Origin of the sequence: Mucilaginibacter sp. UR6-11, from assembly GCF_020880695.1 — a bacterium.
In the GTDB taxonomy this organism is placed as follows: Bacteria; Bacteroidota; Bacteroidia; order Sphingobacteriales; family Sphingobacteriaceae; genus Mucilaginibacter.
The window spans coordinates 249,088-275,426 of sequence record NZ_JAJIWO010000004.1; the positions used below are offsets into that span (position 1 = coordinate 249,088).

24 protein-coding genes are annotated in these 26,339 nt (G+C 44.6%); 16 read left to right on the plus strand and 8 right to left on the minus strand.

Going from position 1 to position 26,339, the window contains the following annotated elements:
* The 3 genes from LJ658_RS11975 to LJ658_RS11985 all read left to right on the plus strand — a co-directional run bounded on the left by LJ658_RS11975 (position 1) and on the right by LJ658_RS11985 (position 1,990).
* Complete coding sequence (locus LJ658_RS11975) at positions 1–702, plus strand: MotA/TolQ/ExbB proton channel family protein (protein WP_230546748.1); 702 nt, start codon at positions 1–3, stop codon at positions 700–702.
* Positions 702–1,103 carry a biopolymer transporter ExbD gene (locus tag LJ658_RS11980; protein ID WP_230546749.1) on the plus strand — a complete coding sequence of 134 codons (402 nt, stop codon included), beginning with the start codon at positions 702–704 and terminating at the stop codon, positions 1,101–1,103. Before LJ658_RS11975 ends, LJ658_RS11980 begins: the two co-directional genes overlap by 1 nt.
* A gap of 71 nt (positions 1,104–1,174) precedes the next feature.
* Positions 1,175–1,990, plus strand: a complete 816-nt coding sequence (locus tag LJ658_RS11985; RefSeq protein ID WP_230546750.1) for an energy transducer TonB — start codon at positions 1,175–1,177, stop codon at positions 1,988–1,990.
* Positions 1,991–2,169: 179 nt separating this feature from the next.
* Here the strand turns inward: LJ658_RS11985 and LJ658_RS11990 are convergent, their stop codons facing one another.
* Positions 2,170–2,544, minus strand: a complete 375-nt coding sequence (locus LJ658_RS11990) for a response regulator transcription factor (RefSeq protein ID WP_230546751.1) — start codon at positions 2,542–2,544, stop codon at positions 2,170–2,172.
* 111 nt (positions 2,545–2,655) lie between these two features.
* On the opposite strand from LJ658_RS11990, the gene LJ658_RS11995 reads away from it, so the two are divergent.
* A complete protein-coding gene (locus LJ658_RS11995) occupies positions 2,656–3,969 on the plus strand; it encodes a folylpolyglutamate synthase/dihydrofolate synthase family protein (RefSeq protein ID WP_230546752.1) in 1,314 nt (437 codons plus the stop codon).
* 19 nt (positions 3,970–3,988) lie between these two features.
* Complete coding sequence (locus LJ658_RS12000; RefSeq protein ID WP_230546753.1) at positions 3,989–4,978, plus strand: Gfo/Idh/MocA family protein; 990 nt, start codon at positions 3,989–3,991, stop codon at positions 4,976–4,978.
* Between the two features lie 53 nt (positions 4,979–5,031).
* Here LJ658_RS12000 and LJ658_RS12005 read toward each other — a convergent pair whose 3' ends face one another.
* A complete protein-coding gene (locus LJ658_RS12005) occupies positions 5,032–5,205 on the minus strand; it encodes a DUF6496 domain-containing protein (protein ID WP_230546754.1) in 174 nt (57 codons plus the stop codon).
* A 59-nt stretch (positions 5,206–5,264) separates the two neighbouring features.
* Here LJ658_RS12005 and LJ658_RS12010 point away from each other — a divergent pair, with 59 nt between their 5' ends.
* From LJ658_RS12010 to LJ658_RS12030, 5 genes are all read left to right on the plus strand, one after another.
* Complete coding sequence (locus LJ658_RS12010; protein WP_230546755.1) at positions 5,265–6,137, plus strand: nucleoside phosphorylase; 873 nt, start codon at positions 5,265–5,267, stop codon at positions 6,135–6,137.
* Positions 6,138–6,285: 148 nt separating this feature from the next.
* A complete protein-coding gene (locus LJ658_RS12015) occupies positions 6,286–7,380 on the plus strand; it encodes an AI-2E family transporter (RefSeq protein WP_230546756.1) in 1,095 nt (364 codons plus the stop codon).
* Between the two features lie 84 nt (positions 7,381–7,464).
* Positions 7,465–8,526 (plus strand): tetraacyldisaccharide 4'-kinase, encoded by a 1,062-nt coding sequence (lpxK, locus tag LJ658_RS12020; protein ID WP_230546757.1) that lies wholly within the window; start codon positions 7,465–7,467, stop codon positions 8,524–8,526.
* Positions 8,489–9,310, plus strand: a complete 822-nt coding sequence (locus LJ658_RS12025) for a purine-nucleoside phosphorylase (RefSeq protein ID WP_230546758.1) — start codon at positions 8,489–8,491, stop codon at positions 9,308–9,310. Before lpxK ends, LJ658_RS12025 begins: the two co-directional genes overlap by 38 nt.
* The gene (locus LJ658_RS12030) at positions 9,303–11,432 is read left to right on the plus strand and encodes a putative porin (protein ID WP_230546759.1); all 2,130 of its coding nucleotides are present in this window, start codon (positions 9,303–9,305) and stop codon (positions 11,430–11,432) included. The genes LJ658_RS12025 and LJ658_RS12030 overlap by 8 nt, the downstream gene beginning before the upstream one ends.
* Before the next feature lie 114 nt (positions 11,433–11,546).
* On the opposite strand, the gene LJ658_RS12035 is transcribed toward LJ658_RS12030, so the two are convergent.
* Both LJ658_RS12035 and LJ658_RS12040 read right to left on the minus strand, forming a co-directional pair.
* Positions 11,547–12,833, minus strand: a complete 1,287-nt coding sequence (locus LJ658_RS12035; RefSeq protein WP_370632965.1) for an asparagine synthetase B — start codon at positions 12,831–12,833, stop codon at positions 11,547–11,549.
* 80 nt (positions 12,834–12,913) lie between these two features.
* Positions 12,914–14,179, minus strand: coding sequence for an asparagine synthetase B (locus LJ658_RS12040; RefSeq protein ID WP_370632966.1), 1,266 nt, complete (start codon positions 14,177–14,179; stop codon positions 12,914–12,916).
* A gap of 259 nt (positions 14,180–14,438) precedes the next feature.
* On the opposite strand from LJ658_RS12040, the gene LJ658_RS12045 reads away from it, so the two are divergent.
* Both LJ658_RS12045 and LJ658_RS12050 read left to right on the plus strand, forming a co-directional pair.
* Positions 14,439–14,900: a peptidylprolyl isomerase gene (locus LJ658_RS12045; protein ID WP_230546760.1), complete on the plus strand. Its 462-nt coding sequence runs from the start codon at positions 14,439–14,441 to the stop codon at positions 14,898–14,900.
* Positions 14,901–14,975: 75 nt separating this feature from the next.
* Entirely contained in the window at positions 14,976–15,515 is a 540-nt protein-coding gene (locus tag LJ658_RS12050; RefSeq protein WP_230546761.1) for a DUF5606 domain-containing protein, read from the plus strand.
* A 118-nt stretch (positions 15,516–15,633) separates the two neighbouring features.
* Here the strand turns inward: LJ658_RS12050 and LJ658_RS12055 are convergent, their stop codons facing one another.
* Together LJ658_RS12055 and rlmH are read right to left on the minus strand one after the other, a co-directional pair.
* A complete protein-coding gene (locus tag LJ658_RS12055) occupies positions 15,634–16,575 on the minus strand; it encodes a cation diffusion facilitator family transporter (protein ID WP_230546762.1) in 942 nt (313 codons plus the stop codon).
* A 65-nt stretch (positions 16,576–16,640) separates the two neighbouring features.
* Entirely contained in the window at positions 16,641–17,114 is a 474-nt protein-coding gene (gene rlmH, locus LJ658_RS12060) for a 23S rRNA (pseudouridine(1915)-N(3))-methyltransferase RlmH (protein WP_230546763.1), read from the minus strand.
* 63 nt (positions 17,115–17,177) lie between these two features.
* Between rlmH and LJ658_RS12065 the strand changes: the two genes are divergently transcribed.
* The 4 genes from LJ658_RS12065 (at position 17,178) to LJ658_RS12080 (ending at position 20,683) form a co-directional block, all read left to right on the plus strand.
* Positions 17,178–18,986, plus strand: a complete 1,809-nt coding sequence (locus LJ658_RS12065; protein ID WP_230546764.1) for a DNA mismatch repair protein MutS — start codon at positions 17,178–17,180, stop codon at positions 18,984–18,986.
* A gap of 120 nt (positions 18,987–19,106) precedes the next feature.
* Positions 19,107–19,448: a helix-turn-helix transcriptional regulator gene (locus LJ658_RS12070; protein ID WP_230546765.1), complete on the plus strand. Its 342-nt coding sequence runs from the start codon at positions 19,107–19,109 to the stop codon at positions 19,446–19,448.
* Complete coding sequence (locus LJ658_RS12075) at positions 19,432–19,887, plus strand: SRPBCC family protein (RefSeq protein WP_230546766.1); 456 nt, start codon at positions 19,432–19,434, stop codon at positions 19,885–19,887. The genes LJ658_RS12070 and LJ658_RS12075 overlap by 17 nt, the downstream gene beginning before the upstream one ends.
* A 4-nt stretch (positions 19,888–19,891) precedes the next feature.
* On the plus strand, positions 19,892–20,683 hold the full coding sequence (locus tag LJ658_RS12080) for an alpha/beta fold hydrolase (protein WP_230546767.1): 792 nt from the start codon (positions 19,892–19,894) through the stop codon (positions 20,681–20,683).
* A 69-nt stretch (positions 20,684–20,752) separates the two neighbouring features.
* Here the strand turns inward: LJ658_RS12080 and LJ658_RS12085 are convergent, their stop codons facing one another.
* Entirely contained in the window at positions 20,753–23,266 is a 2,514-nt protein-coding gene (locus tag LJ658_RS12085; RefSeq protein WP_230546768.1) for an outer membrane beta-barrel family protein, read from the minus strand.
* A 184-nt stretch (positions 23,267–23,450) separates the two neighbouring features.
* Positions 23,451–26,249 (minus strand): leucine--tRNA ligase, encoded by a 2,799-nt coding sequence (leuS, locus tag LJ658_RS12090; protein WP_230546769.1) that lies wholly within the window; start codon positions 26,247–26,249, stop codon positions 23,451–23,453.
* Between the last annotated feature and the right edge of the window lie 90 nt (positions 26,250–26,339).

Below are 26,339 nucleotides of genomic sequence, written 5' to 3' on the forward strand. Positions count from 1 at the left end.
ATGCAAGCAGTTACAGACACCGTTAACAAATTAACAGATACCGCTAACCATGCTGCACAGCAGTTAGCAGCTATACCAACCCAGGAACTTCGTTTTGGCGATTTACTGCTTAAGGGCGGTTGGGTAATGATCCCGATAGGTATCTTAGCTGTACTTGGATTGGTTATATTTTTTGAAAGATATTTTACCATTCGTAAAGCCTCAAAAAACGAGAATAACCTGATGCAGCAGGTGCGCAGCAGCATCCTGTCGGGCAACCTGGAGTCGGCTATTGCCATTTGCCGTAACAATAACTCGCCATTGGGCCGTATGTTGCAAAAGGGCCTGCTACGCATTGGCCGCCCTATAAAAGATATTGAAGGCGCTATTGAAAACATAGGCAAGCTGGAAGTATCCAAGCTCGAAAAAAACATAGGCATCCTGGGCATTGTAGCCGGTATAGCGCCCATGTTTGGTTTCCTGGGCACCATTGCCGGGGTAATTAAGATTTTTTATGATATTTCAAAAACTGATAACATCAGTATGGGCGTCATATCAGGCGGTTTATATGTAAAGATGGTGACATCGGCAGCAGGTTTATTTGTAGGTATTGTGGCCTACGTTTGTTACCACATTTTAAACATGATGGTTGACAAAGTGATCCTAAAATTAGAGACCGATGCCATTGAATTTATTGACCTGTTAGAAGAACCCAGCAAATAATGAATTTAAGAAAGAGAAAAAGGGGGGCATCTGCCGAGATACATACCTCGGCCATGAATGATATCATGTTCTTCCTGCTTTTGTTTTTCCTGATCGCGTCAACGGTTACCAACCCAAACGTGATCAAACTGATGCTGCCAAAATCATCAAGCGGCCAGTCGGTATCCAAAAAAACAATTACGGTATCTATAACCAAGGATCTGAAATATTACGTTGATAAAAAAGAGATCCCGGTAACCGACCTGAACGCGACACTGCTGAGCTATAAAACGTTGGCTACCGAACTTACCATAGTGCTGTATGTAGATAAAACCGTAGCAATACAGGACGTGGTACAGGTAATGGATATAGCGCAGAAACTGAATATTAAACTGGTATTAGCTACAGAGCCGAAGGGATAAATTAGTCATTGGTCATTAGTCATTGGGATATTGCTGATGACTAATGACCGATGACCAATGACTAAATAAAAATGAACTACCAACAGGAAGAAAATAACTATCCAAAAGCATTTTTAGCGACAGGCATTATCCTGGCGTTTATAATGGCTTTATGTTATTTTATTGTGTTTACCAATCCGCCGAAACCGGAAGATGGTACCGGGGGGATATTGGTGAATTACGGTACCACAGACGAAGGCATGGGCAGCGACTACATGAGTACCGAGCAGCCTTCGCAATCAGAAAAAGCAAATCATACCAAACCCGATAAAGTTACCCCCGCCCCGCCTACCGAGCAAAAAACACAGGCCGAAAGCAGTGACAAGACCGTAGTAACCCAAAATACAGAGGACGCGCCCGAAGTGGCAGCCAATACCAAAAAACCGGCCAATACCGTGGCAACGCAGCCCACCAAAGCGGTTGCCAAACCAACGGTTAATCAAAACGCGCTATATAAGGGCAAAACCAATAACGGCGTTGGCGAAGGCGACGGAACAACCGGCACCCCGGGCAACCAGGGCAAGCCAACCGGCAGCACCCTAACCAATAATTATAACGGCACCGGGTCAGGCAATGGCGGCAGTTTAATGATGGCGCAGCGTAACTTTACCAGCAAGCCGGCAATCAGCGATGATGGCAGGCACAGCGGCAAAGTAATGGTTGATATCCGCGTTGATAAAAATGGCAATGTGGTTTATGCCCGCGCAGGCGCCCGCGGTACTACCATAAGCGACTCCAACCTCCTGCAAAAATGCGAGGACGCCGTTAAAAACTCCAAACTCAACCCGCTTGATTCGGCACCCGACCCGCAAATTGGTACGGTAGTGTTCGTATTTAAGGTTAATTAAGAATATCGTTCTTTTTCTGATAAGTATGATTATGGCGCGCGTGGTACGGATTACTATGACGAAAGGATTGGGTCATTACCTTTATTTTAGTTAAGCTGAAAGCTTAACATGTCTTAGGACGAAGTTACGCTAGGCTAAACTTCGACCAGTATTGGTAGCCAGCTTCAGTTTCAACAATACTAATTCACCGCATCCTGCAAACAATGCGCCTTTACTTTTTCCATAAAAAAGTTCAGGTCGAATGGTTTGGCAATATGGTCGTCGGCGCCGCAGTCTTTGCTAATCTGCGGCAGGTCGCAGTTGGCCGATACCAGGATTACCGGCAGGTGTTTAATATCCTCGGTAGTTTTAATATAATTACACATTGATTGCCCGGTCTCGCCACTCAATTGCAGGTCAAGTAAAACTAATCCAACTTCCTTCTCGTGTAACCGTCTTCTCGCCATTCCGGTGTCTCCCAGACTAATCACTTTGTAGCCACCCATTTCCAGTAAAATACTCATCATTTCGGCAATAACGGGTTCATCTTCTATTACAAGTACCTTTTTTTCCATACTAAATTGATTGTAACTATATAATTGCAATTGTTATACCATAATCGGCCGCTTCCCTGCTGTAAAATTATTATTGGTTGAAGTCAGCCAAAGCTTAACTTTGCCGCTAGCATGACCTATCAACAAACCATCGATTACCTGTACGCACAATTGCCCGTATTTACCCGCGTAGGCGTATCTGCCTACAAAGCTGATCTGAGTAATACTATCCGGCTTTGCAACCGGCTGGATAACCCGCAGCATAAATTCAGGACCATTCATATCGCCGGTACTAACGGCAAGGGGTCAACCTCGCATATGCTGGCGGCGGTACTGCAAACAGCGGGCTACAAAACCGGGTTGTACACATCGCCCCATTTAAAAGATTTCAGGGAGCGGATCCGCATTAATGGCGAAATGATCAGCGAACAAGCGGTGATTGATTTTGTGGCCGGCCATAAAGCAGACTTTGAAGCTATCCAGCTTTCTTTTTTTGAAATGACGGTGGGCCTGGCCTTTGATAGCTTTGCAAAAGAAAAAGTGGATATCGCGGTTATTGAAACCGGGTTGGGCGGCAGGCTTGATTCAACCAATATCATCACCCCGCTGCTGTCTGTCATCACCAACATTGGCTGGGACCACATGAATATACTGGGCGATACCCTGCAACTGATCGCTGCGGAGAAAGCCGGTATCATCAAACCCAATGTCCCCGTCATCATTGGCGAAAAGCAGGCCGAAGTGGCCGATATCTTTATCCGCAAAGCGGAAAAAGAAAATGCACCAATCAGCTTTGCTTCGGATCTGTTTGAGGTAAGGGCACAGTTAGACTTAAAAGATGAGCAGGCGGCAAAAGGCTACGATGAATTACTGGATGTGGAGGCTACCCGCAACGCGCCACCCGAAACTTACCATTTACAACTCGACCTAACCGGCAGTTACCAGTTAAAAAATTTAAAAACTGTTTTATCAGCAGTAGATGAATTGCGCCGGCAAGGCTTTCTGATTAGCGACGGGCATGTTAAAACAGCATTACGCCAGGTTAAGGCGCTTACCGGTTTGCACGGCCGTTGGGAAACTTTAAACAACAACCCGCTAACCATTTGTGATACGGGCCATAATCCGGACGGAATACAGGAAGTGCTAAAAAACATTGCGCGGATAAAATATACCCGGTTGCACTTTGTTATTGGTATGGTGAATGATAAGGACAGCAGTAAGGTGCTGGCTATGCTGCCTAAAGACGCGGTTTACTATTTTTGCCGGCCGGATATTCCGCGCGGGTTACCGGCCGAAAGCTTAAAGCAACAGGCAGGAAGCTTCGGCTTAACGGGCCAGGTCTGCGCGTCGGTAAAAGACGCCCTGGCATCGGCACAAAAAAATGCGGAAGATGGCGACCTGGTATTTGTTGGCGGCAGCACGTTTGTAGTTGCCGAAGTTGTGTGAAAAATTCTATTTTTATCGCATGAGCAAAATTACCTGGGGTATAATTGGCTGCGGCAACGTAACCGAGAAAAAAAGCGGGCCGGCGCTAAGCAAAGTGCCCAACAGCAAACTGATAGCTGTAATGCGCCGCGATGCTGAAAAAGCTGCGGACTACGCCCGCAGGCATAACGTAGCCAAATGGTATGACGATGGCGAAAAGCTGATGGACGATGCCGGTATTAATTCGGTTTATGTAGCCACTCCCCCGGCCTCTCATCTTGATTATACACTGGCCGCTTTAAAAAAGGGATTGAACGTTTATATTGAAAAACCGGTAACCTTAAATGCCGCCGAAGCCATTGTGATAGCTGATGCTGTTAAGCAAAGCTCCGGCAAAGTTTCAATAGCGCATTACCGCAGGGCACAGCCGTTTTTCCTGAAGATAAAAGAGCTTTTAGACGCGGGGCTAATCGGCGATATCCGCACCGTACAAATACGGATGTGGCAAAGCAGGAAACCGGCCCTGGTAACCCACCTGGAAGCTAACTGGCGCGTAAACCCGGCCCTGTCGGGCGGCGGTTACTTTCATGACCTTTCTCCGCACCAGCTCGACCTGATGTTATATTTTTTTGGCGAACCCGAGTATTATCATGGCCACGCGCTAAATCAATCGGGCGTAAATCCCTGCGATGACCATGTAAGCGGCCAGCTGATATTTAAAAGCGGGGTTGTGGTAGACGGGTCGTGGTGCTTCAACGTAGCCGAAGAAGAATCGGTTGACAGTTGTGAAATAATAGGCTCAAAAGGCAGCATCCGCTTTCCGTTCTTTAATGCACCGCATACCATAACGTTAAGAACCGGTAATAACGAGGAGCTTATAAATTTTGCCCCGCTTGAACACGTACAGCAACCCCTGATTGAAAAAGTGGTTAACTATTTTAACGGCCAGGGGCCCAACCCCTGCTCAATTGATGAGGCTATTGTTTTGATGAAGATAATCGACGCGTTTACCCTCCCAACCCTCCCCTAAGGGAGGGTTTTAAAATTGCCTGTTAAAAATTTCCCTTCGGGAGACTGGTGGGTTTATTTCTTCTTCGGCACCCTGGCACCTTCTTTCCTGGCCTCTGATAAACCGATAGCAACCGCTTGTTTTTTGCTGGTCACTTTTTTACCGCTCCCGCTTTTTAGCTTGCCTTCTTTCATTTCGTGCATGGTTTCCGCTACTTTTTCCCCTGCTTTTTCTGAATATTTTGCCATGGTATTTAATTTAAGTAAATGATATTAACCCATGCAAAATATTTGCCAATTTTACGCGGATGAACCGGATATCAGAAACTGACTTAATTTTAAACGCCGACGGCAGTGCCTATCATTTAAATCTGCATCCGGGCGATATTGCCGAGACCGTTATAACCGTGGGCGATCCGGACCGGGTTGGCGGGATAAGCAAGTATTTTGATACCATCGAGCTAAAAAAAGGGAAACGCGAATTCATTACCCATACCGGCGCTATTGGCAATAAAAGGATAACCGTACTTTCAACAGGCATTGGTACTGATAATATTGATATCGTGTTTAATGAGCTGGATGCATTGGTCAATATTGATTTTAATACCCGCACGGTTAATCCGGTTTTACGCAGTTTAAAACTGGTACGCATAGGCACATCTGGTGCTGTACAGGCTGATATACCCGTTGATAGCCTGTTATTATCGTCGGCAGCTTTTGGGTTGGATCCGCTGATGCTTTATTATCAGCAGGCATTAACCGCTAACGAACAGGCGCTGCTAACCGCTTTTAAAAATGTATTGCCTGCCGGCGCCCCGCTGTCGCCTTATGTGGCGTCGGCAGGGCAAAGCCTGTTAGCCGCATTAGGCAAGGGCGAAGAGCAGGGCATAACTATTACCGCCCCGGGTTTTTACGCGCCGCAAGGCAGGCAGGTACGGGCAACAGCGGCTATCCCGCAGTTAATGGACATTATACAGCAATTTAATTTTAACGGGCAACGCATAACCAACCTGGAGATGGAAACAGCCGGCATATATGGTTTGGCCGCAGCGTTGGGTCACCAGGCGGTATCCTGCAATGTTATACTGGCTAACCGGATTACCCAAAAATTCAGCACCCAACCGGCAAAGATCATGGACCATTATATTAAACACTTGCTGGATAAGCTAACCCGAGCCTGACCTGCCGACCCGGCGGGCATTGCATAAAGCGGCACCCGGAGATACTATTATTTTGAAAAATCCCGCGGATTAACTATTATGCTTATCTTCAAAACATATAACCGGCTGCAACGTTGCCTGTTAAATTTTTAATACCCTATTGAATTTTATGACGACAAAAAAGATCATAGCTCCTTTTTACGAACGCTTATCGCTGATATTAATTGGCATTTTGGCGCTGGGCTTCCTGGTGGTACAAGGCAAGGAAATTCTGGACCCGCTGCTGTTCGGTTTGTTGTTCGCGATCCTTTTGTTACCCATTTGCAGCCTTTTTGAGCAGAAGCTGCGCCTGCCGCGCAGTATATCGGCGTTCCTGTCTATCATCCTGTTGGTAAGTTTTGTCGGTGGTGTTTTATATCTGGTGGGCTCACAGATCTCCAGGCTGATGGATGACTGGCCGATGCTTCAGAAACAGCTTGCCCAATCTGTAAACAACCTGTACGACTGGGTTGAAGGCACCTTCCATTACGACGTAAGTAAACAAAAGGCCTTTTTAAGCACTACTGAAAAAAAAATCATGTCGTCCGGAACAGAGGTGGTGGGTACCACCTTTGGCGCAGTATCGTCACTGTTATTGTTCTATGTGTTCATCATGATCTTTACCTTCTTTATTCTTTTTTACCGGAAACTGCTGTTCGGCTTTATCCTGCAGGCTTTTGGTAAAGACAACGAGCCGGTTGTATATGACATAGTTGCCAACGTTCAAAACATATTAAGACAGTATATTTTAGGCCTTTTATTTGAAATGATCATAGTAGCCACCGTAGCCTGCACTGCGTTTTGGTTTATCGGCATAAAATACGCGGTGCTGCTGGGTATAATCGTAGGGCTTTTTAATATCATCCCTTACCTGGGGATATTTACCGCTTTAACGTTAAGTGTGTTAATAACCTTTGCAACGGGGCCCATAACCAACGCAATCGAGGTGGGTATAAGTGTAATTATCATCCACGCAATTGATGCAAATGTATTATTGCCTACCGTAGTTGGCTCAAAAGCCAGGCTAAACGCGCTGATAACTTTTCTGGGTATTATTTTAGGGGAAATGATCTGGGGCCTGTCGGGTATGTTCCTGTCAATACCGATGATGGCAATATTTAAAATAATTTTTGACCGGATTGAGAGCATGAAACCCTGGGGGTACCTGTTAGGCGGCGATTATGAATTTAAAAAGAAGGCGGAGAAAAAAATGAAAACAGAATAACTCCAGTCGGCTTGGCCCTGCAAGCCCCGGGGGCTTCGATTGGTTTTAGCGCGATAACTGCTTTTTCCTATCTTTACCCCCTGTATGAAATATCTGCGCCTGCTATTATTTCCTTTTTCGTTGATCTACGGGTTAATTGTGGTGATACGCAATTTTTTTTATGATGCCGGGCTGTTTAAAAGTCGACAGTTTGATTTGCCGGTAATTGCTGTTGGCAATCTTGAAGTTGGCGGCGCTGGTAAAAGCCCGATGACCGAATACCTGATCCGCCTGCTCAAAAACGATTTTAAGTTAGCTACCCTAAGTCGTGGCTATGGCCGCGAAACCAAAGGCTACCAAACGGCTACTGCAACCGCTACTGCAACTACCATTGGCGACGAGCCGGCGCAGTTCAAACACAAGTTCCCGGATATTACGGTTGCCGTTTGCGAGAAACGCGTGGACGGTATTGAGCAGTTAAAGAACGACCACGATCTTATCATATTAGACGATGCCTACCAGCACCGTGCGGTTAAACCAGGGTTAAGTGTTTTATTGTTTGATTATAATAAACTGGATGATCTGCACCTGGTGCTACCGGCCGGTAATTACCGCGAGCCTTTTTTTGGGAAATGGCGGGCAGGAATTATCATTATTAGCAAATGCCCGGCAGACCTTTCTCAGGATCAGTTGGAAAAGATAGTTAATGATATAGCACCACAACCCTATCAGCAAATGTTTTTTACAACCATAAATTACCTGGGATTGCAGGATATGGCTGGTAATGCTAACGAAACTACAATTGACACCGATACCACGGTTTTCCTGCTAACAGGTATTGCAAACGCACAGCCGTTGGTTAATCATATCAAAAAACAAACTTTACACGTTATTCACCATAATTATCCCGATCATCATCGCTTTAGCTTAAAAAATATCACTAAACTTGCCGATGAATTTGCCGCATGCGCATCACAAAAAAAAGTAATCATCACAACAGAAAAGGATGCACAGCGTTTAGGAGAACAGGAATTACTGCCGCTTGTTAAACAACTGCCCGTTTTGGTACTGCCAATAGGCATTAGTTTTTTACGTCACGGGCAGGAATTTAATGAAATTGTAACAGAATATGTCAGGAAATATAGAGAGCACCACCCAATACATTAAAAGCCGCATTGGCGATTTTGAACCCGAAGTGGGTATAATTTTAGGCACCGGTTTAGGCGGCCTGGTTAATGAAATTGAGGTGGAAAAACAATTGATGTACAGTAACATTCCTGATTTCCCGATCTCTACATTAGAGTTCCATTCGGGCAAACTGATCTTTGGCACGCTTGGCGGCGTTAAAGTGGTTGCCATGCAGGGCCGTTTACATTATTATGAGGGCTACAGTATGCAGCAGATCACTTTCCCGGTAAGGGTTATGAAAATGCTGGGTATAAAAACTTTGTTTGTATCAAACGCCAGCGGCGCGTTAAATCCGGCGTTTAAAAAAGGTGATCTGATGGTTATTGAAGACCATATAAGCCTGCAACCCGAAAACCCGCTGGTAGGCCGCAATGACGCCGACCTGGGCCCGCGTTTTCCTGATATGAGCGAGCCTTATAAGCATAATCTTATAGACAAGGCGCTTGATATCGCTTCAAAAAATAACATCACTTGCCATAAAGGCGTATATGTTGCTGTTACCGGCCCTAATTTAGAAACCCGTGCCGAGTATAAATACCTGAGAATTATTGGCGGCGATGCCGTTGGAATGAGTACCGTGCCCGAGGTTATCGTAGCCAACCACATGGGCCTGCCGGTATTTGCCATATCAGTACTGACCGATGAGGGCTTTCCTGAAAATCTTAAACCGGTATCGGTTGAAGAAATAATAGCGGTAGCTGTGGCAGCCGAACCCAAATTGACCCTTATCCTTAAAGAATTGATTGCCGGTTTAAATGCCTGATAAATTAAAATACGTCCTTTTATTACTGATCTGTTTCGCGGCGCGGATTGCTGTTGCCCAGCAATATCCGCCGCAGCGGTATGATCCCAATAATCCGAACCGGTATAATCCTAATAATCCGAACCAGCAGCGTTACGGAAGTGATACCGCGACAAGATCAGGCAAAGCGCTTACCAGCGACCAAATGATTGATACCCTGCGTAAGCGTGAGCAGCGCGACCGTGATACAGTTATTTTCACCTCAAAATTTATCAAGGTAACCAATGAGAGCCTGTTGCGGGACAGTACCCAGCTGTTTGCTATTGATACTACGCTTGCAAACTTCGAAAATTACAGCCAGCTTTTCCAGCCACGGTCGCCCAAAATAAGCCTTGGCGGCACCGAGGGATTAGCCACCCGGAGCTTGTTATTTGAATCCGCAAAAACCATCGGCTTTGACGTTGGTTTACATGCGCTTGATCTTTGGCTGCTAAAACCCGAAGACATTCAGTATTATAACGCCAGGGTGCCATACACTCTGATGAGCCTGTACACAGCCGGATCGGCCGAACAGATATTTAAGGTAATACATACCCAAAATATAAAGCCCAACTGGAACGTTGGCGTGAACCTTAATTTTATTGGCTCGCGCGGTTTTTACAGCAGTAACCGGGTACTGGGCCAAAACGTAAGCGACCTTAATGCGGCGGTATTTACCTGGTACGCCTCAAAAAACAAACGGTATAACCTGTTAGCCAATGCGATATTAAACAACCTTAAATCGCCGGAAACGGGCTCCATATTAAACGACTCGGTTTTTACCAGTTCACGCGGGTCATTTGATAAGAGTACCGAAACGGTGCGCCTGCCCAACAACTTCGAAAACTGGAAAACCGGCGGCATTTACATTAAACAGTTTTATTATATAGGCCGTATTGATACCACCATCCGCAAAAACAACGCTAATATATTACCGACCCAAAAGGTGAGTTACACGTTAAATTATAACGTTACCAAATATGACTTCCTGCAAAATGATGTAGACACCTATCATGTTTTTCCGGATTATTATTTCAGTTCAAACCGGTCGAGGGATTCGCTTACGGTAACCCACGTGCAGAATGATTTTGGTTATAGTTTTTACCTTCGGGGCAAATCAAACCAGTTTGTGAAGAACGAGTTGAAGCTTGACCTCGGCCTTACGCACGATCTGTATGGCTATACCCAGTTTGTAAGCGATACCACGGTTGACCAGTACGGCAATAAGTTGCGCAAGCCCGATAAAAAGCAGGACGCCTCTTTTCAAAACATCACCATAAAAGGTAAATTAAGTTACCGGTTCAGCGACCGCGTAAATTTAGAGGCCACCGTAAATCAAATAGCGGTTGGCCATAATTTTGGCGATTTTTTATATGATGCCAAAGCCCTGCTTGCAGGCAGCAATAAAGCAGGCAAGATAATTTTGGACGGATACGTGCAAAGCAGTTCGCCATCAATGGTGGCTACCAATTGGGTATCAAACCATTATATTTTTAATAATAAGTTTGCCAATCAAAAAACAACCAGCGTATCATTCAACTACATCAATAACGCGTTACAGCTTGATTTAAAGGCCGAGTATTTTTTAATTGCCGATTACCTGTATTTTGAAGCCCAGCCCGGTGGTGTAGACGCGCATCCCGTTCAGGTTTCAAACAATATCAATCTGTTAAAAGTAAGCTTTGGTAAAAACCTGAGCTGGCGCAATCTGCATTTTGATAATTATATTGTATACGAGAAAACTGACTACCAGTCAACCCTTCGTGTACCCGAGGTTTATACTTACAGCAGTTTGTATTATAATGCTTTCCTGTTTAAACAACTGCACATGTCTACCGGTGTGAACGTCCGCTATAATACTACCTATACAGCACCATCTTATGCAGTAGGATTAGGCCAATTTTATAACGGACCCGATGTTACCTTTTCATCATACCCCGTAGCTACCGTTTTTTTAAAGGGCACTATCAAGCAAACCAATCTTTTTGTAATGTATGATTATGCCAACCAGGGCCTGTTCAGCAAGGGATATTATACGGTTAACCGTTACCCGCAGCAGGACCACGCCCTTAAATTTGGTGTAAGCTGGATGTTTTTCCAGTAAATCGGCAGCGGGTTAATTACGATGTAAAGACAACATTTCAAGCATTATACCCGACTTAGATTATATTACCTAATTTGCCGGTCCAATAACTTACCTTTAACCTTTAATCTCTAATCACGTTTTCAGTTTTTTCTTCTTTGCTGCCGGGAACAGTACATTGTTTAAGATCAATCGGTAGCCCGGCGAGTTGGGGTGAAGGCTCAGGTCCGTTGGCGGTTCGTTGGGGCTGTATTGATAGTTCTCCGGGTCGTGGCCGCCATAAAAGGTCCACTGACCCTTACCATATTCACCGTGAATGTAGCGGGCCTCGTTAGCGCTTTTCATTTCGCCCATTATGGTTACGGTTGATTTTATCTTACTTTTATCAAAGGCGGTAGCCAGGCCCAGGAAACCTTTTATCACGCGGTCATGATCCTGGGTAAGCATAGCGGGCACAACGTCCCATTTGGCCGAGAAATCAAACAGCGTAAAAAAGTCATCCTCCTGGTTAATATGCCGGGTATTGCTTACGTCAATATTACTGAACCTGCCCCCGCCCCTGCCATAAGCATAACTGCCGGTAACGACGGTGAAATTTTGAAATGCGAAGGTCTGGCTAAAATCAAGTTTAGATTGCGCCTGCGGATCGGGCGGGTCGCCGTCATAGATCTCGTCAACAATATCTGTCTTAGCGGCGGCGAGCGCAATATCAAAACTATCCGCGCCCGAACACATGGCCAGTAAAAATCCGCCTCCAGCACAAAAATCACGAATGTTTTGTGCTACTGCCAGCTTCATTTTTGAAACTTTGCTGTAGCCAAACTTTTTGGCAGTAGCTTCCTGTAGGGCTTTGGTTTCTAAAAACTTGTCGGCATTGCGGCCGCGGTTCTCTTTACTGTACTGGCCGGTAAAATCTTCATGGTGCAGGTGCAGCCAGTCATATTTATTTAAATCGCCTTTTAAAACCTCTTCATCATAAACAATATCAAACGGGATTTCGGCATATTTTAAAACCAGGATAACGGCGTCGTCCGCCGGCTTCACCCCCACTTTTGGCGAGTATATTGCCATTCGCGGCGCCTTTTGTAATTTAACCAGGTCCATATTAATGGAAGGGTCATTTATCTGGGCGATAATCTGCGCCACCAGCGCGTCGGCTATGACCTCGTAGCTAACGCCGCGTACCCTGCATTCGCTCTCGGTTTTTTGACTGTATTGGGTCAGGAAGCTGCCGCCCCGGTAATTGAGCAGCCAATCAACTTCGCCATCGTTTTTTAACACCCAAAAAGCAATGCCGTATGATTTTAAATGATCTTTTTGCGCCTCATCCATAGGTATAAGGATGGAAACCGCCTTTAAGCTATAAGCTGAAAGCGTTAAGGCAAAAAGCGAAAAGGTGAAAGCTAAAAGGTTTTTTAGCATATCCTTTAATTAAAAAATGCGCTATAATCAACTACTTAACATACTACTCAACACCCATTACCCAACACTCATCACTGCTCCTACGTCTTCTGTTTCTTTTTCCTGGCAGCCGGAAACAGTACGTTATTTAAAATCAGCCGGTAGCCGGGCGAATTTGGATGCAAAATTAAATCCGTCGGTGGGTCGCTTACCGAATGCTGGTAATCTTCGGGATCGTGGCCGCTGTAAAAAGTCCATTGCCCTTTGCCAAACTCGCCGTGTATATAACGCACCTCGTTGGCCGTTTTCATTTCGCCCATTATGGTTACACCGGGTTTAATGGTGTTCTTGCTAAACGCGGTGGTAAGGCCCATAAAGCCTTTAATAACTTTATCATGATTTTGAGTAAGCATACTGGGCACCACATCCCATTTGGCCGAAAAATCAAACAAGGTAAAAAAATCCTGGGTGCGCTCAACCTGGCGCGTGTTTGTTACATCAATATCGCTAAAGCGGTGCGACATGGGGTTAAGGTCAAGGTTAAAGTTTTGAAAAGCGAAGGTCTGCGTAAAATCAAGCTTGCTTTGCGCATTCGGGTCTGCCCCATCGCCATCAAACATGCCCTCGCAAATATCTGTGTTGGTAGCAGCCAGCGCTATATCAAACGTTTCAGTACCCGAGCACATGGCAAATAAAAATCCGCCCCCGGCCGTAAAATCGCGGATATGCTGCGCCACAGCCAGTTTCATTTTTGACACCTTTTTAAAACCCAGTTTTGCGGCCATATCTTCCTGCGCTTTTTTATCATCAATATACCATTGCGCGTTGCTATAGCCTGCAAAAAATTTGCTGTATTGGCCGGTAAAATCTTCGTGGTGCATGTGCAGCCAGTCGTATTTAGGCAGATCGCCGCGCAGTACTTCCTCATCATACACCAGGTCGAACGGGATTTCGGCATATTTGAGCACCAGCGTAACTGCGTCGTCCCAGGGCAGTTTATTTTTTGGCGAATACACGGCTATCCTGGGAGCTTTCTCCAGCTTCACCAGATCCATATTTACCGACGGGTCATTTACCTGGGTAAGTATTTCGCTCACTTTAGCATCGGCTATAACTTCATAGCTGATGCCCCGGATGTTGCATTCGTCCTCCAGCTTCTTATCATACCGGGTCATGAAACTGCCGCCGCGGTAGTTAAGCAGCCAGTCAACCTCACCCCCGTTTTTTAATACCCAAAAAGCAATACCATAAGCTTTTAAATGATTTTTCTGCGCTTCGTCCATCGGCATCAACAGTGATGCGGCCCTGCTGATGAAGGTTAGAAGCACAAAGACAAAAAGCAAAAGATATTTTAAGCGGTGGATCATAATCAAATTTAACGAATAAATATAGCAAACATTATATGTTAATAAGATGAGCAGACTGCCCGGTTTTATAGGTGAATTAAGATAGCCGGGCACGGTTATTACATAATCAAACCTCTTTTTGTGAGCTGCGGGCAGGGTGGTAAACAACCATTCTGTATATAGTTACAGCCACCAATACGCGTGTAACTAACTAATCTTTAATCTCCAATCACTAATCTCTAAAATTTATTACCTTTGCCAACTATTAAAAAATTTGACGATGAGTAAAGCAATTATAAAAACCGAAAAAGGTGACATGACCGTAGAGTTCTACGAAACGGACGCCCCTAAGGCAGTAGCTAATTTTAAAAAACTAGCAAAAGAAGGATTTTACAACGGTATAGCTTTTCACCGTGTTATCCCTGACTTTATGATACAGGGTGGCTGCCCTTTCTCTAAAGATCCGGCTACCGCTTATAAAGCAGGCAGCGGCGGACCAGGTTATAACATTGATTGCGAATTAACCGGAGAACTGCAATATCATGACCGTGGTGTATTATCAATGGCCCATGCCGGCCGTAACACCGGTGGTTCACAGTTCTTTATCTGCCATAGCCGTACCAACACTGCGCATTTAGACCGTAACCATACTTGCTTCGGCAAAGTTATAGAGAATGTTGACGTAGTTGACGATATCCGCCAGGGCGATAAAATAACATCAATAGAAGTAATAGAGGATTAATTTACGTTGGATGTTATACGTTGTACGTTCTAAGTCAGACGTACAACGTATAACGCACAACTTATAACATACAATATGAATTTAAGCGGAATTGTATCGGTATCAGGTAAACCGGGTTTATGGAAAGCATTAGTACAAAACAAAACAGGTTTTGTATTGGAAAGCCTTGATGCGCAAAAAACAAAACTGATAGCCAACCTGTCTACCGCTAAATTGGCGGCGTTAGATGAGATCACTATTTTTGGCGATGACGAGGATATCAAATTAAAGGATGTTTTTGAGCGCATGAAAAATGCGGCTAACATTCCGGATACCAAAGCTGACGGTACTAAACTAAGAGGTTTTTTTAGAGAGGTGGCCCCGAGCCATGATGAAGAAAAAGTTTATGCTTCTGATATGAAGAAGATCTTAAACTGGTTCACCATACTAAAAGATATGCCTTTGTTTAGCGAAGAAGCGCCAAAAGCCCCCGAAGCTGGTGGCGAAACCGAAAAGGCTGCAGTATCCGTAAAGGCCGCTGATAAACCAAAACCGGTAGCTAAAAAAGCTACTTCGGCACCAAAAGCACAGGCACCAAAGGTAAGCGCACCAAAAAACCCATCAAAGAAAGGGTAGGTTTTTAATGTGCAGATATGCGGATGTGCAGCTGCCTAACAACAAAAAGGCTTACGAAATCTCGTAAGCCTTTTTGTTTGTATTTGATTATGGTTTCATTGCACATTTGCAAATCTGTCTAACAATCCGGCTCATCGCACTTCTCGTTTGAGAACTCGGGCTCAAATGTGCTGTGATTAATATCCAAATGCAGCAGGCGGTGTCGCAGGTCTGCTTTAATGCTGTCAAATAAATGCAGATCTGCCGGGGCTATAACCAGGTGGGCCGTTAAAGCATTTTCAGTAGTACTTAGCGCCCAAACGTGCATGTGGTGTACATCAACAACCCCCTCGGCTTTCTTAAGCTCAGCCTTGATCTTGGCCAGGTTCATTTCTTTGGGCACGCCGTCCATCGCAAGCCTTAAGCTATCTTTAAGCAGGCTCCAGGTGCCGCGTAAAATCACAATAGCGATGATTAAGCTCACTACACTATCAATCCAATACAATTTGGTAAAATAGATGATCACGCCGGCTATTACCACACCTAATGACACCACGGCATCCATTGCCATGTGCAGGTAAGCGCCTTTTATGTTCAGGTCGGTATCTTTATCTTTTACAAATAGCCAGGCCGTAAACGCGTTAATAACAATACCTATTAAAGACACCCACGCAATGGTATCGCCTTCAATAACCTGTGGATGGATAAAACGGATAACGGCTTCGTAAACTATGATGCCGATGGAGGCTACCAATATCACCGCGTTAAAAAACGAAACCAGTATGGTTGAACGTTTATAACCATATGTATAATTGCTGTTTGAGCCTACCTTGGTTAGCTTAAAGGCCAGTAAAGCCAGGGCCAGGCCTACAACATCGCTCAGGTTATGCCCGGCATCGGTTAATAGCGATAGCGAGCCGGTTAGCAGGCCGGCAACCACTTCAATAATAACAAAAGCCGAGTTTAATATAATACCCCAGATAAAAGCCGCATTTAAATGGTCGAGCTTTGGCTGTTCGTGATGATGATGACCAAAGCCATGAGAATGATCGTGAGAATGAGAATGGTCGTGACCTGACATGGCGCAAAGGTAAGCTTTTAGTAAGTTAAAAATTAGTATTCAAAAGTCAAAAATAAGCAAGCGTGCTACTCATGATGATACGGCTCGCCTTTTAAAATAGTAAACGCCCGGTATAGCTGCTCTGTGAAAAATAACCTGATCATCTGGTGCGAGAAAGTCATCCGCGATAGCGACAGCTTATCATTAGCCCGGTCATAAACTGACGGGTCAAAACCATACGGCCCGCCAACTACAAATACCAGGCTTGAGGTTGAGCTGACGGATTTTTTTTCAAGATAGGCCGCAAATTGCCTGGAGGTTAATTCAAGCCCTTTCTCGTCTAACAAGATGACATGATCTAACGGAGCTATTTTTTTGAGGATGAGGTCTGCCTCTTTTATTTTTTGTTGTTGCTCTGTTAAGGCCTTGGTGTTTTTCAGTTCGGGCAGGTCAATAACCTCTAATTTGGTGTAATGCTTCAGCCGCTTTACATATTTATCAATGCCATCCTTTAAATAAGCATCTTCTGTTTTACCAACGGTTAAGAAAGTTATCTTCATAAAGCAACAAATAAACGGTTATTTCAAATATTAGTGCTTATTTTGACTGATTTTATTTAGAGAATGGAACAGGATATTATTGATCATTATAAAAACAATGCGCAGCTTGCCACGCAAGAGGCCGATAAATTTAAAAAACTGGCAGATACTTACGCATTAATGCGCCTGGGGATTTTCGGTGCCATGGTAGTGGCTGTGTACTTTGGAGCCGTTAATGATAATTTTACAATAGTAGCGATAGCCTTCATTGTTTTGCTTTTTGGCTTTATGTGGCTGGTGAAACGGCAAAGCGGCTATGAGCGCCAGATGAAATATTTCAGGGATCTTGCCCTGATCAATACCAACGAAACAGCCTGCATACAAACCCGCGACAACATTTATGACAACGGCAGCCGGTTTAGTAATGAAAAACATTTTTACACCGCCGACCTGGACATATTTGGCAGCATGTCGCTGTTCCAATTGATGAACCGTGCGGCGACCTCGCCGGGTATCACCAAACTGGCCGATTGGCTAAGCGCTCCTGCAAAAAAAGAAATAATCATAGCGAGGCAATCTGCGGTTAAAGAAATAGCCGCTAAAAACCAATGGAAACTGGAGTTTCAAACCCTGTTGCTATTTGCCAATAAAACAGATGTCAACCAGCTTAAAGGTTTGTTTAATTATTTACATACACCGCTAAATATCCCCGGAGAAAGCACACTTGTTAAATACATTAAAATAGCGCCATACCTCTTACTGGCTACCATCGGCGCCAGTTTTTTTTGGCCGATAGCACAGTTAGGCACCCTGCTTTTAGCCGCAGCCAACTTAACTATTGTCGTAACCAGGGGCAGTTATATCGCCCAATCATCAGCCATTGCCGATAAGATAAGCAAAGTGCTGGCCGGCTACGCCGTTGTGTTTGATAAAATTGAAAATGAAGACTGGAAAGCCGGTTATAACGCTGCCTTAACCGCCAAGATCAAAGAAAACAAAACATCAAAAAACATAGCCGCCTTGTCTAAACTTATTGATAAACTGAGCTATAATTTGATTATGATTGTGGGCTTTGTGCTGAATGTTTTTATGCTGTGGGCACTCAAACAAACCATTGCCATTGAACAATGGAAACGCAATAATCACGAAAGCCTGGAAGATGCCTTTGAGGTAATAGCGGGGTTTGAAGCATTGGCCAGTATAGCGGGCCTGGAATTTAACTATCCGGAGTGGTCGACCCCTGAAATTGAGGATGGCGAAGCTTATATGCTGGTTGCTCATCATATTGCCCACCCGCTCATCAACAGTAAAAACCGGGTTACCAATGACTATGAATTGACCGATACTTTTAAGATTGACATTATCACCGGCTCGAATATGGCAGGCAAGAGTACCTTTTTGCGCACCATTGGCATTAATACCGTGCTGGCACTTTGCGGTGCGCCGGTTTGTGCCGAAAGTATGCGGGTATCGGTTATCACTATAATAAGCTATATGCGGATCAAGGATTCGTTAAATGAAAGTACCTCGACCTTTAAAGCCGAGCTTGACCGCCTGCAAATGCTGCTGGCCGGGGTTGAACAGGAATATAAAGTTTTCTTTTTAATTGATGAGATGCTGCGCGGCACCAACTCGGTTGATAAATACCTTGGATCGAAAGCGGTAATTGAGCAGTTAATTACCAAACATGGTGTTGGTATGGTTGCCACACACGACCTGGAGATGGCTAAGCTGGAAACCGCTTACCCTCACTATGTACGTAATTTCCATTTTGATATACAGGTAATTAACGGTGAAATGCTGTTTGATTATAAAATGAAACATGGCGAATGTAAAACGTTTAACGCTACCCTATTACTTAAACAGATAGGCATCAATATCCCTACCATTTAACATTAACACCCATAGCCGGTTTCAAGCGCGGACGCCGGATAGGCGATCAGGTAGATTTTTTTTTAATAAATTTGCGCAAGCAAATACTTGCATTTATATTTGCAAGCATATACTTGCATAATGATTCAGAGAAGAGATGTATTCCAGGCCATTGCCGACCCTACCCGTCGCCAGATCATCAATATGGTGGCCGCTCAACCCCTAAACGTAAATACCATTGCCGACAGCTTTGATGTAAGCCGTCAGGCCATTTCGCTGCACATAAAAATTTTGATAGAGTGCGAGCTGCTTAAAATAAAGAAGCAGGGCCGCGAGCGCTACTGCGAAGCCCAATTGGACCAGCTAAACGAGGTAGCGGTATGGGTTGAGCAATACCGCCAGCATTTTGAAAGTAAACTAGACAACCTGGAAACTTATTTAGATAAACTTAAAAAAGAAAGACAACATGGAAAGCAACACTAAAGACCGCGAATTACTGCTTACAAGAACCCTTAACGCGCCTGTTGAATTAGTTTGGGAAGTATGGACCAAACCCGAACATATAGCCCGGTGGTGGGGCCCAGATGGCTTTACCAACACCATAACCACCATGGATATGAAATCCGGCGGCGAATGGAACCTGGTTATGCACGGCCCTGATGGCACCGACTATAAAAACAGGAGCATTTTTAAAGAGATAGTGCATCACAAGAAAATAGTTTATGAACATGATTCGTCGCCGAGGTTTACGGCCACCATACGGTTTGAAGAACAGGGCGAACAAACCCTGCTTACCTGGCACATGCTGTTTGAAACACGCGAACAGTTTATACAGGTTGTTGAAACCTTTAAAGCTGATGAAGGCCTGAAACAAAATGTAGCTAAACTGGAGGTTTACTTAGCTGGAAGAATTAAAAAATAAGACGATGAATAATCATAAAACCACCATAGGTCAACATGCCGCCATTAATGGTATTAGTATGTATTATGAGATACATGGCGAAGGGAATATGCCCCTGGTATTGATACACGGCGGCGGATCGACTATCAACACCACTTTCGGACGGATACTCTCCCTACTTTCTGCGCATGGCAAGGTTATAGCTTTAGAACTGCAGGCACACGGCCGCACCACTGACAGGAATGCTCCGGAAACATTTGAGCAGGATGCTGATGATGTTGCTGCCTTACTTAAACATCTCCATATTGAAAAAGCTAATATTTTAGGTTTCAGCAATGGTGGTACCACTACCCTTCAACTAGCCATAAGGCACCCGCAGCTGGTAAATAAAATAATTGTTATAGCAGGCGCTTATAAACGCGATGGTTTTTTACCCGGTTTTTTTGAGGGCATGCAACAGGTAACTATAAACCACATGCCTGCTATCTTAAAAGAAGAATTTTTAAAACTAACCCCGGACGAAACACGCCTGCAGGCTATGTTTGAAAAAGACAAGGCGCGGATGATCAGTTTTAAGGATTACAGTGATGAGACCCTTAAATCTATAAAAGCCGCGTCCCTGTTTATAGTATCTGATAAAGATGTGATTACGGTGGAGCATACTCAGCAAATGTCATTGTTGACAGAAGGTGGGCAACTGGCCGTATTACCGGGTGTACACGGCGGCTTTCTTGGCGCCATGGAGTCTGACCTACCTGCAGACAGTAAAATGCCTGAACTAACAGCTATGCTGATCCGGGAGTTTTTGGAGCAATAATTCTTTTAAATTACAAACAAAAAAGCGGCAGGTTAATACCCGCCGCTTTTTTGTGGAAACTGGCAAATATTATCTGCCACCGCCGCCGCTAACACCGCCTGCGCCACCGCCACCTACACCGCCGTCGCCTTGTTTTAGATCGTCGTTGTTAACGCCTTTCTTTTTCTCCATTGGATTAGGGTTGCTAAAGCTCATTTTACCAAAGTTATAGCTAAACGTTAAACCAAATGAACGGAAAGGTAACTGGAACTTGCTGGTTTGGGTAAAGCCGGGGCTGCTGATGTTCGAATCGAAATTTTTGTAAGTGCTAAACGGCTGTATTGCATTTAAGCCCAGCGCATATTTTTTATTATCAAACTGCTTTTTAACACCTACCCCAAAAATACTAAACGACGGGTTGCTGCCCTGTATGGTACGGCGAGATGAACTGCCGAAAGCAAATGACTCTGCCACGATGTCTTTAGGCAATGTCAATGTCGCCCTTAAAAACCCCTGGTATTGCATGTATGTACCATTTTGTGATTGTGCCAGGTTAAATACGCCCGACGGATCTGGTTTGTACGTGTACGCATTAATATTACCCATAATAGTTAATGCTTTAAATGGGGTTATCGATCCAAAAAAGCTGCCGCCTAATGAGTTATTGTTACCTATGTTTTGGTAAGTGGTAATTGTACCGCCCTGCGCCACACCGTTAACAACAACTGATATCGGGGTTGCAATACCTTCAATCAATCCCGAGGTATGCTTGTAGTAAGCAGACAGGTTAATGATAGAGCTGCCGATATAGGTGTTGTAGCCTAACTCAATAGTTTGCGAGATCTCCGGGTTTAACCTGGGGTTACCTACTTTAAGGCTCTGCACGTTTGTGCTGTCAATATACGGGTTCAGGAACTGCAGGCTTGGGCGTGTAATACGTTTGCTGTAACCGAGTTTTATAGTTTGCGTAGTACTGATTTTCTTTTGGAAAGTCAGGCTCGGTATTAACGTATTGTAATCCTGCGTAAAAGGTGTAACTGCCTGGACCAGGCTATGCGGGTTACCGGTTATTGTTGTATACTCGTCCCTTAAGCCTGCCAGTACACTATAACCTTTAGGCAGGGTTATGGTAAATACAGAATAAGCGGCAGTTACATTTTGGTTATAACCGTAGGTACTTGAAGTAAGGTCGTTAAAAACAAAATCATTACCAACCGGGCTATACAGGTCATTGTTGGTATTTATCCTCCGGATAATATATTTACCACCTGATTCTAATTTAAAGACCTTATTAATTGGCAGCGTATAATCAGCCTGTACGGTGTACTCATTGTTTGTTCCGTCAATATTATTCTTTAAATTTTTAAATACAGCGCTGTAGGTATTAGTAAACTCTGTGGTACCTATGCTGTGGCTCCATTGGGTTGACAAGTCAAGCTCTTCGCCCTCTTTTTTAAATTTATGTACATAATCAATATTCCAGTCAAACCCGCTCGCCGGCACGGCATGACCAACAGAGTTTAAACTATAGGATTTTGCTGCCGCAGTTTGTGAATTTGTTGTTGTGTTGAACTCGATCTGGTTTAGGCGGATACTTGTATTTAAGCTGTTAAAGGCATTAAATTCATAACCGGCCGATACTGAACCTATTACAGCATGGCGGCTAACCCTGGTAGTACCTTTTGTCTCGGTAAAAGTATGAACCGTGTCCCTGTCAATTTTTTGTGAGAAGTAGGTATTGGATAACTGCGGCCATGAGGCATTACCACCGGCGTTAATAGTTAAGTTAAACCTGTTTTTATTATAGTTCAGGTTCATGTTGCCATTATTTTGGCGCGTACCAACACCGCCGCTGATACTTCCGCTGATGCCTGAGATATTTTTTTGTTTGGTGATGATATTAATTATACCGGCTGAGCCTTCTGCGTCATATTTAGCAGATGGCGAAGTGATTACCTCAATGCTTTTGATCTGGTCGGCCGGGATGCCCTTTAATACGTCGGCTAAACTGGCCGATGTTGCGCCTGACGGCCGGCCGTTTATAAGTACGCGCACATTGCCGTCGCCACGTAAAGACACGTTGCCATTAATATCCACCGATACCAGCGGAACTTTTTGCAATATATCCGTAGCGCTGCCACCCTGCGAAGTCAGATCTTTTTCGGCATTATAAACAATCTTATCAATGCGGTTTTCAACCAGTGCGGCTGTCCCGGTTATGGTAACTTCTTTTAATGCTTTGGCACTTGGCGACACCACCAGCACCCCTAAATTTTTATCGGGTTTTCCGGGTGTAGTTTCAACATTGCTGATAACCTTGGTTGGATAGCCTACAAAAGTTACCTCTAAACGGTATACACCCGGGTGAATATTATCCAGTTGAAAATTTCCTTTATCGTCGGTTAAAACACCGGTTATCGGCGATTTTCCGGTGCTTCTGAATAAGCTAACGGTACCATAATCTAAACCTTTATGCGTAATTGAATCGGTAACCTGTCCTGATATTTTCCCTACGATAGAAGGGCCGCCGCCCCCAACACCAAATTGTGCCTTGGCCGAAATAACAGAACAAATTATGAGAATAAGTAGAATAATACGTTTCATTTTAACATTTTTTGTAATTGGAGGCGAAATTACTCCAAATGTTACAATGAAAAGGCAGATTTATTAAAATTACAAACAATATCGGCGTAAATGTTACACTACCAAAACTTTAGGTATGGATACCGATAAATCCGGTCACTTTTTCAGGTGTCCCGGGACGCAAAACCGGGGACACCTAAGCCGGTTAAACCACCATATTAACAATACGGCCCTTAACTACAATTACCTTTTTGGGTTGTTTACCATCCAGGTAGCGTTGCACATCGGCATTCGCCAATACAAATTCTTCGATCTCCTTTGATTCCAGGCTCAGGGAAATATTCAGGTTCATCTTCGTTTTTCCGTTGATAGAAACAGGATAAGCAAACTCGTCCTCAACCAGGTAGGCCGGGTTAAATTTAGGATAAGCCGCGTATGATAACGTACCCGCCCCATTGCCCAGCATCACCCAAAGCTCCTCACAGATATGCGGCGCATAGGCTGATAATACCACAACCAGGTCCTGCAACACCTTGCGGTTATTGCATTTAAGATCTGTTAATTCATTTATAGCGATCATAAAGCTGGATACCGAGGTATTGAACGAAAAACGCTCAATATCTTCTTCAACCTTACGGATGATCTTGTGCAATGATTTCAATTCGGCTTTGGTCGGCTCGGCGCCTGTTACGGTAAATTCCCAGACATCGTTATGGAACAAGCGCCAGAACTTACGCAGAAATTTGAATACCCCTTCAATACCATTGGTATTCCACGGCTTGCTTTGCTCCAGCGGACCAAGGAACATCTCGTACATGCGCAAAGTATCGGCGCCGTAACGGGCAATCAGATCATCCGGGTTAACCACGTTGAATTTAGATTTCGACATCTTTTCAACCTCAACGCCACAGATATATTTTCCGTTTTCCAGTATAAATTCGGCGTCCTGATATTCCTCGCGCCATGCTTTAAATTTATTGATGTTGAGTACTTCATTCTCAACTATATTAACATCAACGTGTAATGGAGATGTTTTATACCGGCCAATTAAACCATGCGATACAAAAGTGTTAGTACCCCTGCCCTCTTCGTCTATCAACCGGTAAACAAAGTTTGAGCGCCCCTGGATCATCCCCTGGTTAATCAGTTTCTTGAATGGCTCTTCCTCAACAACTAAGTCAATATCCTTCAAAAACTTGTTCCAGAAACGGCTGTACAGCAAGTGGCCGGTAGCATGCTCACTGCCGCCGATGTACAGGTCGACATCTTTCCAGTATGCAATAGCTTCTTTTGATGCAAACTCCCTGTCGTTATGTGCATCCATATAGCGGTACCAGTACCAGCTGCTTCCTGCCCAGCCGGGCATAGTACTCAATTCATAATCGCCCTCCGGATGCTTCCATCCTTCGGCACGGCCCAACGGGGGTTCTCCGCTTTCTGTAGGCAGGTATTTATCAACTTCGGGTAACAACAAAGGCAAATCGCTTTCGCTGATTAAGTGTGGTAATCCTTCTTTAAAATAAACCGGCACAGGCTCGCCCCAATACCGCTGGCGGCCAAAAATCGCGTCGCGCATCCTGAAATTCACTTTCGCTTTGCCCAGGCCCAATGCTTCCAGTTTGGCAACAACTGCCGCTGTCGCTTCTTTGTATGCCAATCCGTTTATAAAATCAGAGTTGATATATCTACCTTCTTTCGTCGGGTCGGCTTCAACAGTTATATCCTGGGTATCCAGTATCGGTATTACCGGCAGGCTAAAATGCCGGGCAAACAAAAAGTCGCGCTGGTCTCCGCTGGGTACCGCCATAACAGCGCCGGTACCATATCCTGCCAAAACATAGTCGGCAATATAAATCGGAACTTTTTCATTATTCAACGGATTGATCACATAGCTGCCCGTAAATGCGCCCGACACCGTTTTGGCATCAGCCATCCTGTCCAGCTCAGATTTCTTTTTGGTTTGGATGATATAAGCGTCGATCCCGGCTTTTTGATCCGGGCTTGTTAATTCGGCAACCAATTCATGCTCGGGCGCTATAACCAAAAAGGTAACGCCGAAAATAGTATCAACACGGGTAGTAAAAACCTCTATATAGTTTTGAGTAGCGGGTTTTGAGTTTTGAGCATCGATAGGAAATTTTACCGACGCACCGGTACTTTTGCCTATCCAGTTACGCTGCATTTCTTTTAGCGGCTCCGGCCAGTCTATCTTGTCCAAACCTTGTAGTAAACGCTCGGCATAAGCGGTTATGCGCATGCTCCACTGCATCATTTTCTTTTGCTCAACCGGGTAGCCGCCGCGTTCGCTAAAGCCGTCTTTCACTTCATCATTCGCTAACACGGTACCTAAAGCCGGGCACCAGTTCACGGTGCTTTCGCGCAGATAGGTAAGGCGGTATTTTAATAATTCTTGCTGCTGCTCATTGGGGCTCTTAGCCTCCCATTCATCAGCTGTAAAGCTTGATATCTCTTCATCGGCTACGGCATTAACTCCTGCTGATCCGTTCTTTTCGAAATGTTCAACCAGTTTGGCTATTGATTGTGCCTTGTCGGCATCTTTATTATACCAGTTGTTAAACAACTGCATAAAGATCCACTGGGTCCATTTATAATAATCGGGCGAGCTGGTACGCACTTCGCGGCTCCAGTCAAACGAAAAACCGATCTGATCCAGCTGGCGCCGGTAAGTAGCGATATTTGCTTCGGTAGTAACCGCGGGGTGCTGGCCGGTTTGTATGGCATACTGTTCGGCAGGCAGGCCGAAGCTGTCATAACCCATGGGATGCAATACGTTAAAACCCTTTAACCGTTTATAGCGTGCAAAAATATCAGAAGCAATGTAGCCCAGCGGATGGCCCACATGTAACCCCGCGCCCGATGGGTAAGGAAACATATCAAGCACGTAGTACTTCGGTTTGTCGGTTTTATCCTCAGCTTTAAAAGTTTGGTTATCGGCCCAAAACTGTTGCCACTTTTGCTCTATATCTTTAAATTGATAGTCCATGCTTAACTCCAGGGTTATGAACCGCGAAATTAAGAAAATCTCTATTAGTTTAGTAGCTAATTATATAAGTGTTGAGCTTTTGACCGCTCA

Coding starts and splice junctions, on each gene's coding strand:
- rlmH (WP_230546763.1), bottom strand. CDS start 17,114: ATGAAGATAACTTTCTTAACCGTTGGTAAAACAGAAGATGCTTATTTA.
- LJ658_RS11995 (WP_230546752.1), top strand. CDS start 2,656: ATGACCTATCAACAAACCATCGATTACCTGTACGCACAATTGCCCGTA.
- LJ658_RS12030 (WP_230546759.1), top strand. CDS start 9,303: ATGCCTGATAAATTAAAATACGTCCTTTTATTACTGATCTGTTTCGCG.
- LJ658_RS12000 (WP_230546753.1), top strand. CDS start 3,989: ATGAGCAAAATTACCTGGGGTATAATTGGCTGCGGCAACGTAACCGAG.
- LJ658_RS12010 (WP_230546755.1), top strand. CDS start 5,265: ATGAACCGGATATCAGAAACTGACTTAATTTTAAACGCCGACGGCAGT.
- LJ658_RS12025 (WP_230546758.1), top strand. CDS start 8,489: ATGTCAGGAAATATAGAGAGCACCACCCAATACATTAAAAGCCGCATT.
- LJ658_RS11975 (WP_230546748.1), top strand. CDS start 1: ATGCAAGCAGTTACAGACACCGTTAACAAATTAACAGATACCGCTAAC.
- LJ658_RS11985 (WP_230546750.1), top strand. CDS start 1,175: ATGAACTACCAACAGGAAGAAAATAACTATCCAAAAGCATTTTTAGCG.
- LJ658_RS12005 (WP_230546754.1), bottom strand. CDS start 5,205: ATGGCAAAATATTCAGAAAAAGCAGGGGAAAAAGTAGCGGAAACCATG.
- LJ658_RS12050 (WP_230546761.1), top strand. CDS start 14,976: ATGAATTTAAGCGGAATTGTATCGGTATCAGGTAAACCGGGTTTATGG.
- LJ658_RS12085 (WP_230546768.1), bottom strand. CDS start 23,266: ATGAAACGTATTATTCTACTTATTCTCATAATTTGTTCTGTTATTTCG.
- LJ658_RS11980 (WP_230546749.1), top strand. CDS start 702: ATGAATTTAAGAAAGAGAAAAAGGGGGGCATCTGCCGAGATACATACC.
- LJ658_RS12040 (WP_370632966.1), bottom strand. CDS start 14,179: ATGATCCACCGCTTAAAATATCTTTTGCTTTTTGTCTTTGTGCTTCTA.
- lpxK (WP_230546757.1), top strand. CDS start 7,465: ATGAAATATCTGCGCCTGCTATTATTTCCTTTTTCGTTGATCTACGGG.
- LJ658_RS12070 (WP_230546765.1), top strand. CDS start 19,107: ATGATTCAGAGAAGAGATGTATTCCAGGCCATTGCCGACCCTACCCGT.
- LJ658_RS12055 (WP_230546762.1), bottom strand. CDS start 16,575: ATGTCAGGTCACGACCATTCTCATTCTCACGATCATTCTCATGGCTTT.
- LJ658_RS12015 (WP_230546756.1), top strand. CDS start 6,286: ATGACGACAAAAAAGATCATAGCTCCTTTTTACGAACGCTTATCGCTG.
- LJ658_RS12080 (WP_230546767.1), top strand. CDS start 19,892: ATGAATAATCATAAAACCACCATAGGTCAACATGCCGCCATTAATGGT.
- LJ658_RS12075 (WP_230546766.1), top strand. CDS start 19,432: ATGGAAAGCAACACTAAAGACCGCGAATTACTGCTTACAAGAACCCTT.
- LJ658_RS12045 (WP_230546760.1), top strand. CDS start 14,439: ATGAGTAAAGCAATTATAAAAACCGAAAAAGGTGACATGACCGTAGAG.
- LJ658_RS11990 (WP_230546751.1), bottom strand. CDS start 2,544: ATGGAAAAAAAGGTACTTGTAATAGAAGATGAACCCGTTATTGCCGAA.
- LJ658_RS12065 (WP_230546764.1), top strand. CDS start 17,178: ATGGAACAGGATATTATTGATCATTATAAAAACAATGCGCAGCTTGCC.
- LJ658_RS12035 (WP_370632965.1), bottom strand. CDS start 12,833: ATGCTAAAAAACCTTTTAGCTTTCACCTTTTCGCTTTTTGCCTTAACG.
- leuS (WP_230546769.1), bottom strand. CDS start 26,249: ATGGACTATCAATTTAAAGATATAGAGCAAAAGTGGCAACAGTTTTGG.